Annotated in this window: 12 protein-coding genes and 1 tRNA gene; 8 read left to right on the forward strand and 5 right to left on the reverse strand. The window is 70.7% G+C overall.

Going from position 1 to position 14,691, the window contains the following annotated elements; all coding sequences use genetic code 11:
* The first annotated feature begins 33 nt into the window (after nt 1–33).
* The 3 genes from ABD736_RS09970 to ABD736_RS09980 all read left to right on the forward strand — a co-directional run bounded on the left by ABD736_RS09970 (nt 34) and on the right by ABD736_RS09980 (nt 4,897).
* Nucleotides 34–609, forward strand: a complete 576-nt coding sequence (locus tag ABD736_RS09970) for a TetR/AcrR family transcriptional regulator (RefSeq protein ID WP_344791611.1) — start codon at nt 34–36, stop codon at nt 607–609.
* Nucleotides 610–808: 199 nt separating this feature from the next.
* Complete coding sequence (locus ABD736_RS09975) at nt 809–3,448, forward strand: hypothetical protein (RefSeq protein WP_344791612.1); 2,640 nt, start codon at nt 809–811, stop codon at nt 3,446–3,448.
* A 141-nt stretch (nt 3,449–3,589) separates the two neighbouring features.
* Nucleotides 3,590–4,897, forward strand: a complete 1,308-nt coding sequence (locus tag ABD736_RS09980) for an HNH endonuclease signature motif containing protein (RefSeq protein ID WP_344791613.1) — start codon at nt 3,590–3,592, stop codon at nt 4,895–4,897.
* Between the two features lie 200 nt (nt 4,898–5,097).
* Here the strand turns inward: ABD736_RS09980 and ABD736_RS09985 are convergent, their stop codons facing one another.
* Both ABD736_RS09985 and ABD736_RS09990 read right to left on the reverse strand, forming a co-directional pair.
* Nucleotides 5,098–5,925 (reverse strand): oxidoreductase, encoded by an 828-nt coding sequence (locus tag ABD736_RS09985; RefSeq protein ID WP_344791614.1) that lies wholly within the window; start codon nt 5,923–5,925, stop codon nt 5,098–5,100.
* Nucleotides 5,926–5,954: 29 nt separating this feature from the next.
* Nucleotides 5,955–6,028: transfer RNA gene (locus tag ABD736_RS09990), tRNA-Met, on the reverse strand.
* 84 nt (nt 6,029–6,112) lie between these two features.
* On the opposite strand from ABD736_RS09990, the gene ABD736_RS09995 reads away from it, so the two are divergent.
* The 3 genes from ABD736_RS09995 to ABD736_RS10005 all read left to right on the forward strand — a co-directional run bounded on the left by ABD736_RS09995 (nt 6,113) and on the right by ABD736_RS10005 (nt 8,732).
* Nucleotides 6,113–7,027, forward strand: coding sequence for a DMT family transporter (locus tag ABD736_RS09995; RefSeq protein ID WP_344791615.1), 915 nt, complete (start codon nt 6,113–6,115; stop codon nt 7,025–7,027).
* A 134-nt stretch (nt 7,028–7,161) separates the two neighbouring features.
* Complete coding sequence (locus tag ABD736_RS10000) at nt 7,162–7,734, forward strand: flavin reductase family protein (RefSeq protein ID WP_344791616.1); 573 nt, start codon at nt 7,162–7,164, stop codon at nt 7,732–7,734.
* Entirely contained in the window at nt 7,731–8,732 is a 1,002-nt protein-coding gene (locus tag ABD736_RS10005) for an LLM class flavin-dependent oxidoreductase (protein ID WP_344791617.1), read from the forward strand. Before ABD736_RS10000 ends, ABD736_RS10005 begins: the two co-directional genes overlap by 4 nt.
* A 165-nt stretch (nt 8,733–8,897) precedes the next feature.
* Here ABD736_RS10005 and ABD736_RS10010 read toward each other — a convergent pair whose 3' ends face one another.
* The 3 genes from ABD736_RS10010 to ABD736_RS10020 form a co-directional block, all read right to left on the reverse strand.
* A complete protein-coding gene (locus ABD736_RS10010; RefSeq protein ID WP_344791618.1) occupies nt 8,898–9,938 on the reverse strand; it encodes a hypothetical protein in 1,041 nt (346 codons plus the stop codon).
* A 124-nt stretch (nt 9,939–10,062) separates the two neighbouring features.
* Nucleotides 10,063–10,326 (reverse strand): hypothetical protein, encoded by a 264-nt coding sequence (locus tag ABD736_RS10015; protein ID WP_344791619.1) that lies wholly within the window; start codon nt 10,324–10,326, stop codon nt 10,063–10,065.
* A 406-nt stretch (nt 10,327–10,732) separates the two neighbouring features.
* The gene (locus ABD736_RS10020) at nt 10,733–12,313 is read right to left on the reverse strand and encodes a cation:proton antiporter (protein WP_344791620.1); all 1,581 of its coding nucleotides are present in this window, start codon (nt 12,311–12,313) and stop codon (nt 10,733–10,735) included.
* 85 nt (nt 12,314–12,398) lie between these two features.
* On the opposite strand from ABD736_RS10020, the gene ABD736_RS10025 reads away from it, so the two are divergent.
* The gene (locus ABD736_RS10025; protein WP_344791621.1) at nt 12,399–13,142 is read left to right on the forward strand and encodes a response regulator transcription factor; all 744 of its coding nucleotides are present in this window, start codon (nt 12,399–12,401) and stop codon (nt 13,140–13,142) included.
* Nucleotides 13,139–14,662, forward strand: coding sequence for a sensor histidine kinase (locus ABD736_RS10030; RefSeq protein ID WP_344791622.1), 1,524 nt, complete (start codon nt 13,139–13,141; stop codon nt 14,660–14,662). Before ABD736_RS10025 ends, ABD736_RS10030 begins: the two co-directional genes overlap by 4 nt.
* The last annotated feature ends 29 nt before the right edge of the window (nt 14,663–14,691 follow it).

Below are 14,691 nucleotides of genomic sequence, written 5' to 3' on the forward strand. Positions count from 1 at the left end.
CCTCCGCATGTCAACAGAGGGCATCATCGACTCATGAGCGACGAGACCCCGGCGAGCTACGGCAGGCAGCGCACGGCGGCCGCGAAGAACCGCACGGCGATCATCGACGCGGCCCACGAGCTGTTCGCGAAGAATCCGCTCGTCCCGCTCAGCGACGTTGCCAAGCGCGCCGGCGTGGGCATCGGCACGCTCTATCGGCACTTCCCGACGCGCGACGACCTGATCCTCGCCGCCTATCGGCACGACATCGAGCGCATGACTGCCTCCGCCGACGAGGTGCTGCAGCGGCAGGCATCCGCCAAGGCCGCGTTCATCGAGTGGTTCGAGACGCTCGCCGGCTACATCCGCGTCAAGCACGGCCTCGGCGACGCCCTGCATTCCGCCGCCGCGCAGCAGGTCGTCGCCGAGTCGTGGGGGCCCACCGCCGCGGCGGTGGCGAAGCTGCTCGACGCATGCGTTGCAGAAGGCACCGTCGCCCCAGGCCACGACCCGGTCGACGTCATCATGCTGATGAGCTTCCTGTGGCGCGTCGCCCCGACGGACGAGGGCGTCGCCCAGGGCCGCCGCATCATCTCGACCGTCTTCAACGGGCTGAGCTCGCCGGCGTGAAACCGCCTGAGGGCGGCAGCTGAGACCGGGTCGGGCAGGGCACCAGCCGTGCGCTCGGGGAACTCGGGAAGAGGGGACGCTTCTACCCCAGTACGGGGGAAAGGGGAGCCCTCCCCATCGCTTTCGGGAGCGCTTCGCCCGAAAGTAGACGAGCGTGCAGTCGCACCTGCCGCATGTCGCACAGCATCTGGGGGGAACCGTGTCCGACGAGACATCCGATCACACAACGCAGCCGAGCGAGCCTGCCGCGCAGACGAGGCCGAACCCGATCGTCGTGCCGCCGCAGCCAGAGTTCGAGGCGCCGACGCCCATGCAGGCGGCCACGCAGCAGCCGCAGTTCGCGGCGCCGCAGCAGCCCTACGCGCCGTCGGCGCCGGAACCGGAACCTGCACCTGCACCTGCGACGACCCCGGCCGTTGCCGAGCTGCGCGCTCGCGGCGCCGCCCTGCTCGGCGGTGCACCGCGCTTCATCACCGGTCGCTATGTCGTCGGGGCGGTCAGCCACCTCGGCGTCGCGGTCGTCACGACGCTCATCGTCACCTTCATCACGATCCTGCTGCTGATCATCGACCTCGCCCGCCTCTCACTCGGCGCGGCCGACGGAAGCGATGACACGGCGGGGGCGGCCGGCTCGAGCGACTCGCCGATCGGGCCGTTCACCGCGTTCCGTCTGCTGTTCGGCTGGATCATCTCGCTCACCTTCGGCGGCAATGTGCACGGGCGCGGCAGCCTCGCGTTCGGCGACACCTCTCTCGAACTCGGCCTCACGCTGCACGGCGCACCGGTGCTGCTGACGGCGGCGATCGCGGTGCTGACCGTCTGGGCAGGCATCCGTATCGAAAGGCTCACGCCCACCCCCTCATGGCTGTGGCGCGTCATCGCAGGCGCCGCGACGGGGCTCGTCGCCTCCGGCATCCTCTCGACCCTCGCCGCGACGCTCGGGCACGGCGGCATCGACCGCTCGAGCGAGCTCGACGCCACGCTCAAGTTCGGTGCAGGCGGCCCCGGCGTGTTCTTCACCGGATGGCTCGTGCTCGGCCTCGCCGCGATCATCGGGCGCCAGGTCGGCGCGTGGGGCGGCTGGCACGCGATCGTGACGCGTGCGCCTGCCGTCGTGCGCGACCTCACGATCTGGGGCAGCGCGCTCGCGGTCGTCTTCGGCATCGCGGGCCTCGTGCTCGCCGTGATCTTCGGCGCGACGGAGCACCAGTTCCTCAACGTGCTGCTCACCTTCCCGCTCTGGGTCGGGCAACTGATCGTCTGGCTGGTCACGATCGGCCACTTCGGCTCCCTCACCGCCTCGGCCGGCGGCCTCGAGAGCGCACTCGACAGCATCAGCGGCACGGGCGCGGGCAGCATCACACCGGCCGCCTCCGCCCAGCACCTCAACGTGTTCAGCGCGACCGGCGACGGCGGCGGGCTGATCTGGATCGTCTTCGCCCTCGCCGTGCTCACCGTGCTGTGGGCGGGTCTGCGCATCGGCGTCGCACGCGCGCAGCGCCCCACCGGCTACGTGCAGCGCGGGCTGCTCGTCGTGCTGGCCGCGGTCATCGCACTTGTCATCCCGGTGCTGCTCACCGACGTCCGCATCGGCGTGGCGGGCGGCTCCGGCGTGCTCGGAACCGCCGTTCACGGCTCTGTTGTGAACGCCGGCTGGGCCTTCCTGGTGTTCGCGGTCGCCGCCGTGCTCATCGATGTCGTCGCGACCTATCTGACGCCGCTTGTCGCCGCGGCGCTGCCGGGCGTGATCTCGGCCGTCGGCTTCGGGGTGCTGCGCAATGCGGACGGCACGGCCGTGCCGATGACGCCCGCCGCCAAGAAGGCCAGCATCTGGGCCGGAGTCGGGGTCGGGGGTCTCGCTGTTCTGGCCGTGCTTTTCTTCGGCGCCGTCTCGGTGCTCAACAGCACTGTCTTCACGCCGCAGAAGCCGGTGGCGGCCTACCTCGACCTGATCGCGAAGGGCGACGTGAAGGATGCCGCGGCCGCGCAGTCCGACGGTGACGCGGCCCGCGTCAAGGCTACGCAGGTCGGCACCGACGATGTGACCGCGACGGCGAAGCCGACGAAGACGATCAGTCACGTGAAGGTGCTCTCGACCAAGCGAGAGTCGGACTACGCCGAGGTGAAGGTCTCGTACCAGCTCGAGGGGAAGACCTACACCGACACCGTCGAGGCCGGCAAGAAGGGCGGCGGGCTGTTCGACCACTGGGTCATCAGCGAGCCGCTGACGAGTCAGGTCGAGATCGACAGCGGCACTGACGACTCTGCCGAGGCGACGCTGGGCGGGGCATCCGTCAACGTCAAATACGGCGAGGCGCGGTTCACCGTCTTCCCCGGCGTCTATTCGGTCGCCGGCAAGGGCAGCACGCTGCTGACCTCGAAGCCCGTCGAGGTCGAGGCGGGGAAGGACGGCGGCAAGGCGACGCTCAACTGGTCGTACACGCAGGCTGCGACCGAGCAGCTGCAGACCGCGGTGAATCAGTGGATCACCGAGAACTGCATGAGCAGCGACTCGTTCGACTGCTACCTCGAGTCGGAGGCGGAAGAGGGCGATTTCTACTCCGAGTACGACGACGTCTGGAAGAACGCCGCCTTCCCCGTCGTCACCCTCGACGCCGACGGCACGTTCACCACGGCGACGCCCGGCTCTGCGACGGTGACCTGGCACGACCTCGACTTCACGTCAGACGCCGAGACGACCAAGAGCGCGAAAGAGCAGTACTTCGTCGACGGCGAGTTCACCGTCTCGGGCGACACGATCAAGCTGAAGGCGGCCGAGGCGTCGACGAACGAGTCGGAGCTGTACTACCAGGCGCAGAAGCAGAGCTCGGGCAGCTGATTCAGGCCCACTTGGTGTCGGAGGTGGGCCGTAGCGTCTGTGGATGAGAGCGGGGATATCTCGGGGCCCGTGCATGGGTTGTGGAATCTTTGTTCGATTTCATTGTGGCCTCTTCGTTGATTGTGGCGTATTCTTGTTCGCATGACCACGATCGGCGCGAACGCCCGCACGGCCCTGGCGGGCCTGGCGGGGCTGCTGCCGGTCGACCCCTGCGCGCTGTCCGACCAGCAGGTCGTCGACTTCCTCGGCCGGGTCAGTGAGGTCAAGCGCCAAGTCGAGGCGCTCGAGCTGGCGGGGGTGGCGGAGCTGAACCGGCGCTCGGACCCCGAGCCCGGCGGCGACTCGCTGGCCAAGCGGCTCGGGCACAAGACCACCGCCCACGCGGTGGAGGCGATGACCGGGGCTTCGGGCAGATCCGCCAGGCGGCTGGTCGCCGACCTCGACGACCTCGCGAAGCTGCCCGCTGTGGAGGCGGCGGTGCTCGGCGGGCGCATCGGGCGCAAAAGCGCCCAGGCCATCGCCGGCGAGCTGAAGAAGGCCGCCGACGGGGCGAGCCCCGTCGAGGTCGCAGCCGTCGAGGCCGAGCTGGTCGAGCTCGCCGTCACTGCGTCGGCCGACCGGGTGCGCGAAGAAGCGCAGAGGCGTGCCGCCGCGCTCACCCCCGAGATCGTCGAGCAGCGGGCGGCGGCCGCGCACGAGAAGCGGTTCTTCTGGATCGGCAAAGAAGAAGACGGTCTCGCCCGCGTCTCCGGCGCCCTGCCCGTCGAATACGCCGCCACCCTGCGCACCGTCCTCGACGGCTACGCCAGCCCGAAACGCAAGGTCACGTTCGAAGCGTCCGCGCAGGGCCCGGTCGATCCGCGCACCATCGGCCAGAGATACGCCGACGGGCTGCGCGACGTCTTCGCCGCCCACGCCCGCCTGGCCGACACCCTCGAGGTCGGCGGCGACCACCCCACCGTGTGGGTCACCACCACCGAGAAGGAACTCGCCGCCGGCGAAGGCCTCGCCTTCCTCGCCGGCGCCGCCGAACCCACCAGCGTGCGCATCGCCCGCAAGATGGTCTGCAGCGGCGGTCTTCAGGAAGTCGTCCTGACCGAGACCGGCGCATTCCTGCGCCTCGGGCGCACCAAACGCGGCTTCAACCGCAGACAGCGGCGCGCCATGGTCGCCCGCGACGGCGGCCAGTGCATCATCCCCGGCTGCACCGTCCCCGCCTACCGCTGCGAAGCTCACCACGTGCTCAGCTGGCTCGACGGCGGCCCCACCGACATCGACAACGGGGTACTCCTGTGCCCCTTCCACCACGACCAGGTCGAACACGGCACCTGGCAGATCCGCATGACCGGCGGCAGACCACAGGTCCGACACAGCTACGGCAGCAACACCACCCAATGGCAGACCATCGGACCCAACCGAGGTGCCGCCTCCACCCCCGAGACCCCGTAATCTGCGCCACAACCCGCGACGCCCCCACAGCCACTGCCACTGCCACTGCCACTGCCGCTGAAACCCTGAACCCGACCGCGGGGCAGAACTCTGCCCACCGCCGGACGTCGTTGCTTCAGCCTGGCGCCGCCAGCCCCATGCCGCCAGCCTCGATGCTCGAGCCCCCGGGCTGACGCCGCGGGTCTGACATCAGAGGTGGGCTACTCGTCGAAGTCGGTCGAGACGGTGACGTGCTCCCAGGCGTCGATCTCGGCGAGCTGGGCGGCGAGCTCGTCGTGCGTGCGGCGCAGCGCGTCGGGCCCGAGCAGCAGGCGCAGCGGCGGCTCGGGCGCGCCCACCACGTCGATGACCGCCTGCGCGAGCTTCGCCGGGTCACCGGGCTCTGTGCCGACAAGCGCAGGGTTCTTGCGGCGCGTGCCCGCCGTCGAGGCGTAATCCGGCAGCGCTTCGGCCGACTGCCCGAGTGAGCGCCCGGCGAAGTCGGTGCGGAACTGCCCCGGCTCGACCACGATGACCTTGATGCCGAGCGGTGCGAGCTCCTGACGCAGTGACCCCGACAGCCCCTCGACCGCGAACTTCGACGCCGAGTAATAGCCGGAGCCGACGGGCGAGGTGCGCCCCGCGATCGACGAGAAGTTCACGATGACGCCAGAACGCCGCGACCGCATGCCGGGAAGAACCTGCTTCGTGACATCCACCAGCCCGAAGAAGTTGGTCTCGAAAAGCTCGCGCACCGCGGCATCCTCGCCCTCTTCGACGGCCGCGCGATACCCGTGACCCGCGTTGTTGACGAGCACGTCGATCGACCCGAAGCGCTGCTCCGCCTGCGTGACGGCGGCAACCACCTGCTCGTGATCGGTCACGTCGAGGGGCAGAGCGAGAGCGGCCTGGGGATGCTTCGCCGCGAGCTCGGCGACCGAGTCGGCGTTCCGCGCGGTCACCACCGCGTTGTCGCCGCGAGCGAGAACGGCCTCGGCGAGCGCGCGCCCGAAGCCCGTTGAGCAGCCGGTGATGAACCACGTCGTCATGACTCGATCTTCGCGGAAATGCGCCAGGGACGCGGCGGCAGGATTCGAACCTGCGTCAGACGGAGTATGAAACCGTTTCCTTCGACCACTTGGATACGCCGCGATGCCCCACACCGTAGGCAGCCGAGTGGCGCCGGGGCCAGCGGTGTTGCGCCCCCTTACGCCGCGTTACAGTCATGACATCGCGATGAACGCCCCCGCCCCCGCTGCCCGCACGTTGGCCTTCCTGCTGGTCGCGATCGCGGGCGCGCTCTGGGGCACGGGCGGCCTCGCCGCGAGCTTCGCGGCCGAGCACAGCGCCCTGTCGTGGCCGGCGCTCTCCGCGATCCGGCTCGTCGCCGGCGGCCTGCTGATGGTCGCCCTCACCGCCGCGACGGGCGAGCTGCGACGCATCCCCCGCACCCCCGAAGCCCTGCGCCACATCGCGCTGACCGCGGTGCTCTCCGCGATCTATCAGGGCGCGTACTTCCAATCGCTCGCGCTCGTCGGCGTCGCCGTCGCGACCGTGATCGCACTCGGCTCGGCGCCCGTCGCCGTCGCGCTGGCGGGCGCGATCAGAGATCGCCGCATGCCGTCGTGGGCCGTCATCGTCGCGCTCGTCGCCGCCGTCATCGGGCTGATTCTGGTGTCGGATGCCCCGGCTGCGGCGATCTCGCCGGGCAAGACCGCCCTCGGCGTGCTGCTCGCGCTCGTGGCGGGGCTGTCGTTCGCGGGCACGACGGTGGTGAACCGCCGCGCGGTTCCGGGGCTCGCCCCTGCGGCGCTGATCGCGACCTCGTTCACCTTGGCCGGGCTGTTGGTCGCGATCGCGGGCCTGTTCACCGGGTTCGACGTCGCCTCGACCGATGCCGCGGGCTGGGGCTGGATCGCCTTCCTGGCCGTGGTGCCGACCGTGCTCGCCTACCTCGCGTTCTTCGGCGGGCTGCACCGCGGGGTGCCGTCGACCAGCGCGGCGATCCTGTCTCTCATCGAGCCGGTGACGGCGACCGTTCTTGCGGTCAGCGTGCTGCGCGAGCCGCTGACGCTTGCGGCATCCGCCGGCATCGTTTTGCTTCTGCTCGCCGTCGTCCTCGTGCGCCCGCCGCGCAATCCGGGCATCTGACAGTCACATAGGGCAACACAGTCACACAGGGCAACACTGTTTGGCACAGACCGTGTGGAGCAAACAGGCTGAGAATGGCAGGCAGGGCGCGCCGAGCATGACGTGCCGCGCGAATCGCGCAGAAGGAGGGCCACGTGGCGGGAACGGAACGTCTCCACCGACTTGAGAACGACGACCAGACGAGTGCCCTCGGGGGCCTCTCTGCCGACGAGTTCAAGCTCGCCTTCCGGCACCACCCTGCCGGGGTTGCGCTGATCACCGCCGACGCGGGTGACGGGCCGGTCGCCATGACGGCGACCTCGGTGTTCTCGGTGAGCGCCGAACCTCCCCTGCTCGTGTTCTCGATCTCCGACCAGTCGTCGGCCTCCGCGACGATCACCAAGGCAGACACCCTGATCGTCCACCTCCTCTCGGCCGACCAGCTCGACCTCGCCAAGCTCGGTGCAACGAGCGGCATCGACCGCTTCGCCGACACCTCGCAGTGGGACCGTCTGATCACCGGCGAGCCGTACTTCCCCGCCGTGCGCACCTGGATCCGCGGCCGGGTCATCGACCGCATGCGCGCCGGCTCGTCGACGGTCGTCGCCGTGCACGCGCTGCAGGCGCGCCTGCCCGAGACCGATGCTGCAGAGGCCGCCGCGCCGCTCGTCTACTACAGCCGCACCTGGCACGGCCTCGGCGCGCACTCGGAGATCGGCCGGCAGTGAGCCTGCGCCGGCTCGGCTTTCTCACCATCGGGCTGTTCGACCCCGAGCGCCCGCGCAACGGCCACGAGTCGACGCTGCAGCTGATCTCGCTGGGCGAAGAGCTCGGCTTCGATTCCGCGTGGGTGCGGCAGCGTCACCTGCAATTCGGCATCTCGTCGCCCGCAACCGTGCTCGCCGCCGCGACGCAGCGCACCTCGCGCATCGAGCTCGGCACCGCGGTGATTCCGCTCGGCGCCGAGAACCCGCTGCGGCTCGCCGAGGACCTCGCGACGGTCGACGTGCTGTCGGGCGGGCGACTCAACCCCGGCTTCTCGACCGGCGCCCCGATCCACTTCGACGACTACAAAGAGGCGCTCTACCCCGGCACCTGGCGCGATGAGGACCTGAGCTATGCGCGGGCGCTGCGTCTGCGTGGGTTCCTCCGCGGCGACAAGGTCAGCGCCTTCTCGGGCCGCGAGGGCATCGAGGAATTCAGCGAGCGCGTCGAGCCGCACGCCGCCGGTCTCAGCGACCGGCTGTGGTACGGCGCCGGCAGCATGCGCTCAGCGCGCTGGGCCGGGGCGAACGGGTTCAACCTGCTCACCTCATCGGTCGTGTTCCCTGACGATGGGTCGACCGACTTCGCGGCAGTGCAGCGCGCGCAGATCGACGCGTATCGCGAGGAGCGCGGCGACGGCGCCCGCGTTTCGCAGGGCCTGGTCGTGATCCCGACGGATTCCGCGACCGCGGCGCAGACGGAGAAGTACCGTGCCTACGTCGCGTCTCGCGCCCATCGGGTCGGTGTGCCGCAGGGCCCGCGGGGAATGCTCTTCGCCGCAGACCTCGTGGGGTCCTCGGCCGAGATCGCCGAGCGGCTCGAAGCAGACGCCGCGTTCCAGGCGGTCGACGAGGTCGCGTTCGCGCTGCCGTTCAGCTTCGAGCATGACGACTACGTGCAGCTGCTCACCGACATCGCCGGCAGCCTGGCCCCGGCCCTCGGCTGGTCGCCGACGCGCTGACCTCTTCGGTCGCGCCGACCAGCGCCGCCTCCCACCGCCCCGTCCGAGTTCCCATTCGGCGCATCTGCGCCCGGTACGACGGACGCAGATGCGCCATCTGGCCCCACCGCGGCGCCAAGCGGCCACATTCGCCGGCGAGGCGCTCGAGATACTCCAGGCGCCCGATTAGGGCACCGCGGCGACCGCAGCGAGGAAGAGGCGCGCGAGCTCCGCGTGAGCCACGTCGTTGTGGTCGGCGATGACCGCTGACGCGTCGACCGTGTACTGAGCGCCCGCGGCGAGCGCGAACTGCGCGGCGCCAGGCCGCAGCGGCGGCAGTTTGTGCGCCGTCGGGACCGGCGGGTCGAACCCGAGCCCGTCGGCGCCGATCGCGGCGGCTCGCGCGGGGCGACCCGCTGCCGACGCCTCAGCCGCATAGCTGCGCTGCAGGATGAACTCCATGCCGAGGCGATAGAGCACGTTGAGTGCGAGGTCGTGCGTCGACGTGGTCGCGACCAGCGCACCGTCGACCAGGCCGTCGGCGACCACGGCGCGGTACCGTCCCCCGCCGCCGGTGAAGAACGGCACAGAGGCCGAGAACGCCCACGACGACTCCGCCGCCTGAGCGAGGAAGAAGGTCGCAGCATGCGGGCCGCGCGCGGCGCCGGCCGACGCGAGCGCCGCCGAGAGCGCGACGCACCCGAGGCTGTGGCCGGCGAGGTGCACCCTGACCCCGGGTCGCGCGGCGAAGATGCGTGCGAGAAGGCGCCCGAGTCCGGCATCCGTCGCCCCCAGCGAAATCGCGCGCTCACGCATGCTCCAGAAACTCAGGAACTCAGCCACGTCGGTGCCCGCGTTCTCGAGCGCGGTGAGCAGCGTGCGGTCGGCGAGGTGCGCGTGCAGCTCGGCGGGCACGTCGGGCGGCTCGCCGCCTCTGCCGGGGATGCTGGGCCAGTGCGCGGCGACGATGAGGGGTGCGGCCCCACCCGGCCACTCGAGTCCGCGCCCGGCAGCCAGCCACGCGGCATAGGTGACCTGCGCACCGGAGAAGTCGTTGAGCCAGCCGTGGCACAGCAGCACGACGTCGGTGACGTTCTCGGCGGCGATGCGTTCGGCGACCGTCTCGCTCAGCACTGAGCCATCGGCCTCGGCGAGCTCACGCCCCTGCGCATCGAAGACGACGAGCGCGTATTCGGGCGTCGTGGCGGTCGGTGGCACGAAGGGCACCATTCGACCCTAACCACTCGAGCCCCAGCGCTCGGGGCCGCATCAACCCGCGCCCCACCCCTTAAACGCGGTGGCCCGCCGGCGAGGCCGGCGGGCCACAACTTCTCGGGGGCGGGTGCGGCGCTCATCGCCGCGGAATGGTGGTGAACAGCTCCCGCTCGGCGAGCCGCTCGCGCTGAGCACGTGCGGCTCGCTCGTGACGCGCGAGTCGTGCGCGCCGGTCGAGCGGAGTGCGGTTCGGAAGGGGACGAGGTTCGACGCTCGTGATCAGCACGAGGCTGAGGGCGAACGCGAGGCGGCGCACGAAGCTGAGCTCCGGCAGTTCGGCCAGGTCGATCGTGAGGGTCGTCACGGTCGATTGGGGCGGGTGGGACTGGATGGTGAGCATTGCGCTTTTCCTTATGGTGAGGGCAGCACACAGGCTGCCGATCGATAGACGGGGCGATGAGACTGACGGCGAGGTCGCGGCGACTGCGATTCGATGGCGGCGAAGCCGTCGGCGTGAGAGTGAGTCGTCGCACTCAGGGAGGGGCGAGGGCCGGCTCGCGATGGCGATCAGCCGGCGGCCGGGGCGTGGCGCTGGAGCGGGAAGCTGCTAGCGGAGCCCGGCGACGCACATGCGTCGCATCCCGAAATCGGTGGCTCGACGCGCGTCTGCGGCAGTGGTGCGCATAAACATTGCGGAGCCTCCTCTCGTTCTCGGGTGATTGTCAGGTTAGCGACAATCGAGCCCGGCTCACAACCGTGAGAGCCAAGAATCTTCGATTGGCCCTCGGGACCGAGGGACCGCGCGCTCAGACCTCGCCGTGGCGCAGCACCCGCGCGGCGGTCTCCTCCGCGTCGAGCACATGCATGACCTTGCGCACCGCGGCCTCTTGAAAGCGGCCTTCGGCACGCGCGCGCAGCACCGCCTTCCGCTCAGCCTGGAAGAGTCGGATGCGCAGCGCCGCGTACGCCACGTTGAGGCTCTCGCCCGTCGGCAGCGGCCCATCGTCGACCGACGCCGAGACGAACTCCGCGTCGGCCTTGAGTCGCTCGAGCACGCGCGGATCGGTGTTCTCATCGGCGCACTCGCGCACCATCTCGAGCCCGGCCGCCTTCGCCTCTGCCATCAGCAGTTCGGCCTCGACGCGCTCCTGGTCGAAGGCGCTCATCACGAGACCCGCGCGCCGCAGCACCGCGGGAATCGGCATCGCGAGCAGCAGCGTTCCGATCACGATGACGAAGGCGAAGAGCTGCAGCACCGCGCGGTCGGGCGTCTGCGCCGGCAGCAGGAAGACCGCGGCGAGGGTCACGACGCCGCGCACGCCCGCCAGCGTCCACGGCACGACGGTGACCCAGGGCCACCCGACGCGCCGCAGCCGCGCGGGCCCGTAGCGGAACAGCGGCGTCACCACGGCGCCCCACACCAGGCGCGTGAGCATCACCGCGACCAGCAGGCCGAGCGCGATCACCACGAGCTGCCAGATCGGGATGCCGCTGTCGCCGGCCGCCATGACCGCGCTCGGCAGCGTCAGTCCGATGAACAGGAAGACGAGGTTCTCGACGATGAACTGGATCGTGCGCCAGTTGAGCTCTTCGGCGACCCGCGCCTGGGCCGACTGGAAGTTCGGCGCCCGGTAGCCGAGGAACAGACCGGCGACCACGACCGCGAGCGCTCCCGATCCGTGCGCCACCTGGGCGAGCAGGAACGCGAGGTAGGGCGTGACGAGCGACAGGCTCGTGTCGAGCACCGGGGCGCCGAGCTTGCCGCGGGCGTAGCCGAGCACGAATCCGACCAGCAGCCCGGCCGCGAGACCCGCGACGACCTCGAGCAGGAATGAGACGCCGATCTCGATCGGCGTGATCGTCGCCGTGATCGCCACGATCGCAGAGTTCAGCGCCACCAGCGCCGTCGCGTCGTTCAGCAGGTTCTCGCCGTCGAGCACCGTCGAGAGCATGCGCGGCATGCCCGCCCGCCGCGTGACCGCCTCGACCGCCACCTGGTCGGTCGGGGCGACGACCGCGCCGAAGGCGAACGCCGCGGCCACGCTGATGCCGGGCACGATCAGCCAGCTCACCCCGCCTACGGCGAGCACCGTGAACGCCACGAGGCCGACCGAGCTCAGGATGATCGGGTCGCGCCGCGTGCGCAGGTCGATCAGCGACGCGCGCATGGCGGCGGAGAAGAGCAAGGGCGGCAAGATTCCGTAGAGGATCACGTCGGGCGAGATCGTGAGCCGGGGGATGCCGGGGACCAGTGCGACGATCGCGCCGATCGCGACCAGCATCAGCGGCGCCGACCAGCCAGAGCTGCGCGCGACGATCGTGACGACAACCGCCAGCACGACGGCGCCCACCACGGCGAGCACGACCAGCGCGGCATCCGAACTCATGTCGAGATCATGCCAAAGCCCAGACGCTATCGGGGACTTGGCTTCGGCATAGGAAACTCTCGGTATGCACTGGCTCAATGGGCGAATGAGCAGTTCGCACCCGCTCGACCTTCCCCCCGTGCGCCGCGCCGACGGCACGCCCCCGCGGGCGCTCGTCGTCGACGACGAGGTCGCTCTCGCCGACGCGGTCGCGATCGCGCTGCGCAGCGACGGGTGGGACGTCGAGACCGCCTACCGCGGCCGCGAAGTGCCGATGACCGTGCGCGACTGGCGCCCAGACGTTGTGGTGCTCGACATCATGCTTCCCGACCTCGATGGGCTCGCGGTGCTCGACCGCATCCGCGCCGTCAGCGACGAGGTGCGCGTGCTGTTCCTCACCGCGAAAGACGGCCAGAACGACCGCATCGCCGGGCTGCGCGCCGGCGGCGACGACTACGTCACGAAGCCGTTCGACATCGCCGAGCTGCTCGCGCGGGCGCGCGCACTGGTGCGGCTCGCACCCACGATGACGGATGCCGCACCCCGCACAGCCCTGACCGCAGGCGACATCGAGCTCGACGAGACCGAACGCGTTGCGACATTCCACGGCGCGAAGCTCGAGCTCACGGCGACCGAGTTCGAGGTGCTGCGGTGCTTCGCGCGCAACGCCGGCCGCGTGCTGCGCCGCGACCAGCTGCTGACGACGGTGTGGGGCTACGACTTCGGCGCTGAGTCGAATCTCGTCGAGATGTACGTCTCGACGCTGCGGCGCAAGCTTCCAGAGGACTGCGGTGCAAGCATCCAGACCGTTCGGGGTGTCGGCTACATCCTCAAAACCGGGGCCGCATGACGGGCGTGCTGCGCAGCCTGCGCTGGCGCATCGTGCTGATCGCCGCCGCCCTGGTGGCCGCCGCGTGCCTCATCATCGGCGGCATCACGCTGCTCGCGCTGCGCGGGTATCTCGTCGGGCAGCTCGACGACCGGCTCGTGTCGTCGGCGCAGCGGGTCGACCGCATCGGGGGCCGGCTCGACCGCCTGCCCGGCAGCGGCAGCGGCGACAACCAGAGCGACGGCGACACCGGCGCGCGCGGCCCGCAGCCCTCGAGCGGCGACTTCGTGGGCGACTTCGTCGGGGTGCCCGGCCAGGCGCCGCAGACGATCGTCGCCGTGATCGACGACGGCGAGATCGTCGTCAACGGCTTCGTCGACGCGGCAGGCAAGAGGCACCAGCTGAACGCCGCGGAGCAGAAGGAGATCGCGGGATTCCTGGGCCGCACACCCCCCACCACCGTCGACCTCGGCGGGTCTCTCGGCCGCTACCGCGTCGCGAGCAACGCACTGCCAGGCGGCGCGACGATCGTCACCGGGGTGCCGCTCGCGCAGGTCGACTCGGCGGTGTGGCAGGTGGCGTGGGTGGTGCTCGCCGTCGCGATTCTCGCGACCATGGCGGGCGCCGCGACCGCGGCGTTCGTGATCGGCCGGTCCCTGCGCCCGCTCGGCCGAGTCGCGGCGACGGCCGCCGCGGTCACCGGGGTGCGACTCGACCGCGGCGACGTGCGGCTCTCGACTCGTGTCGCCGACGCCGACCTCGCCTCGACGGAAGAGGTAGGGCAGGTCGGCGGCGCCCTGAACGCGCTGCTCACCCACGTCGACGAGGCGCTCGCGGCGCGCCAGGCGAGCGAAGAGACCATGCGCCGCTTCGTCGCCGATGCGAGCCACGAGCTGCGCACCCCCCTCGCGACCGTGCGGGCCTATGCGCAGCTCTCAGCGCGCGAGCACCCCGGGATGCCGGAGGACCTCGAACGCAACATCGAGCGCATCGACCGCGAGTCGGTGCGCATGGGCGAGCTCGTCGACCAGCTGCTGCTGCTCGCGCGACTCGATGCCGACTCGGCGGGGGCCGAGCCCGCCACGCAGCGCACCGAAGTGAACCTGTCGCTCGTCGTGGCTGAAGCGGCGGGGGATGCCAAGGCCGCGGCATCCGATCATGAATGGTCGCTCGACCTCGACCCTGAGCCCGTCCTCGTGAACGGCGACGAGTCCCAGCTGCGCCGCCTCGTCACGAACCTCGTCGCGAACGCCGCGCGGCACACGCCGGCGGGAACGCGGGTGCGACTCGGCCTGCATGCCTCACACGGCATATGCACCCTGACGGTCGCCGACGACGGGCCCGGCGTGCCCGCCGAACTGCAGTCGACGGTGTTCGATCGCTTCGCCCGCGGTGACGCGGCGCGCAATCGAGACGCCGGATCGACGGGGCTCGGCCTCGCCATCGTGCGGGCGATCGCCGAGGCGCACGGCGGTCGGGTGGCGCTCGAAAGCGCACCTGGGCGGACGGTGTTTGCCGTCACGCTGCCCCAGGCGGCCTGAGGCTCCCGCCGCCTCGAGCGGGCGGCTCG

Source organism: Gryllotalpicola daejeonensis (assembly GCF_039538145.1).
GTDB classification, from domain to species: domain Bacteria; phylum Actinomycetota; class Actinomycetes; order Actinomycetales; family Microbacteriaceae; genus Gryllotalpicola; species Gryllotalpicola daejeonensis.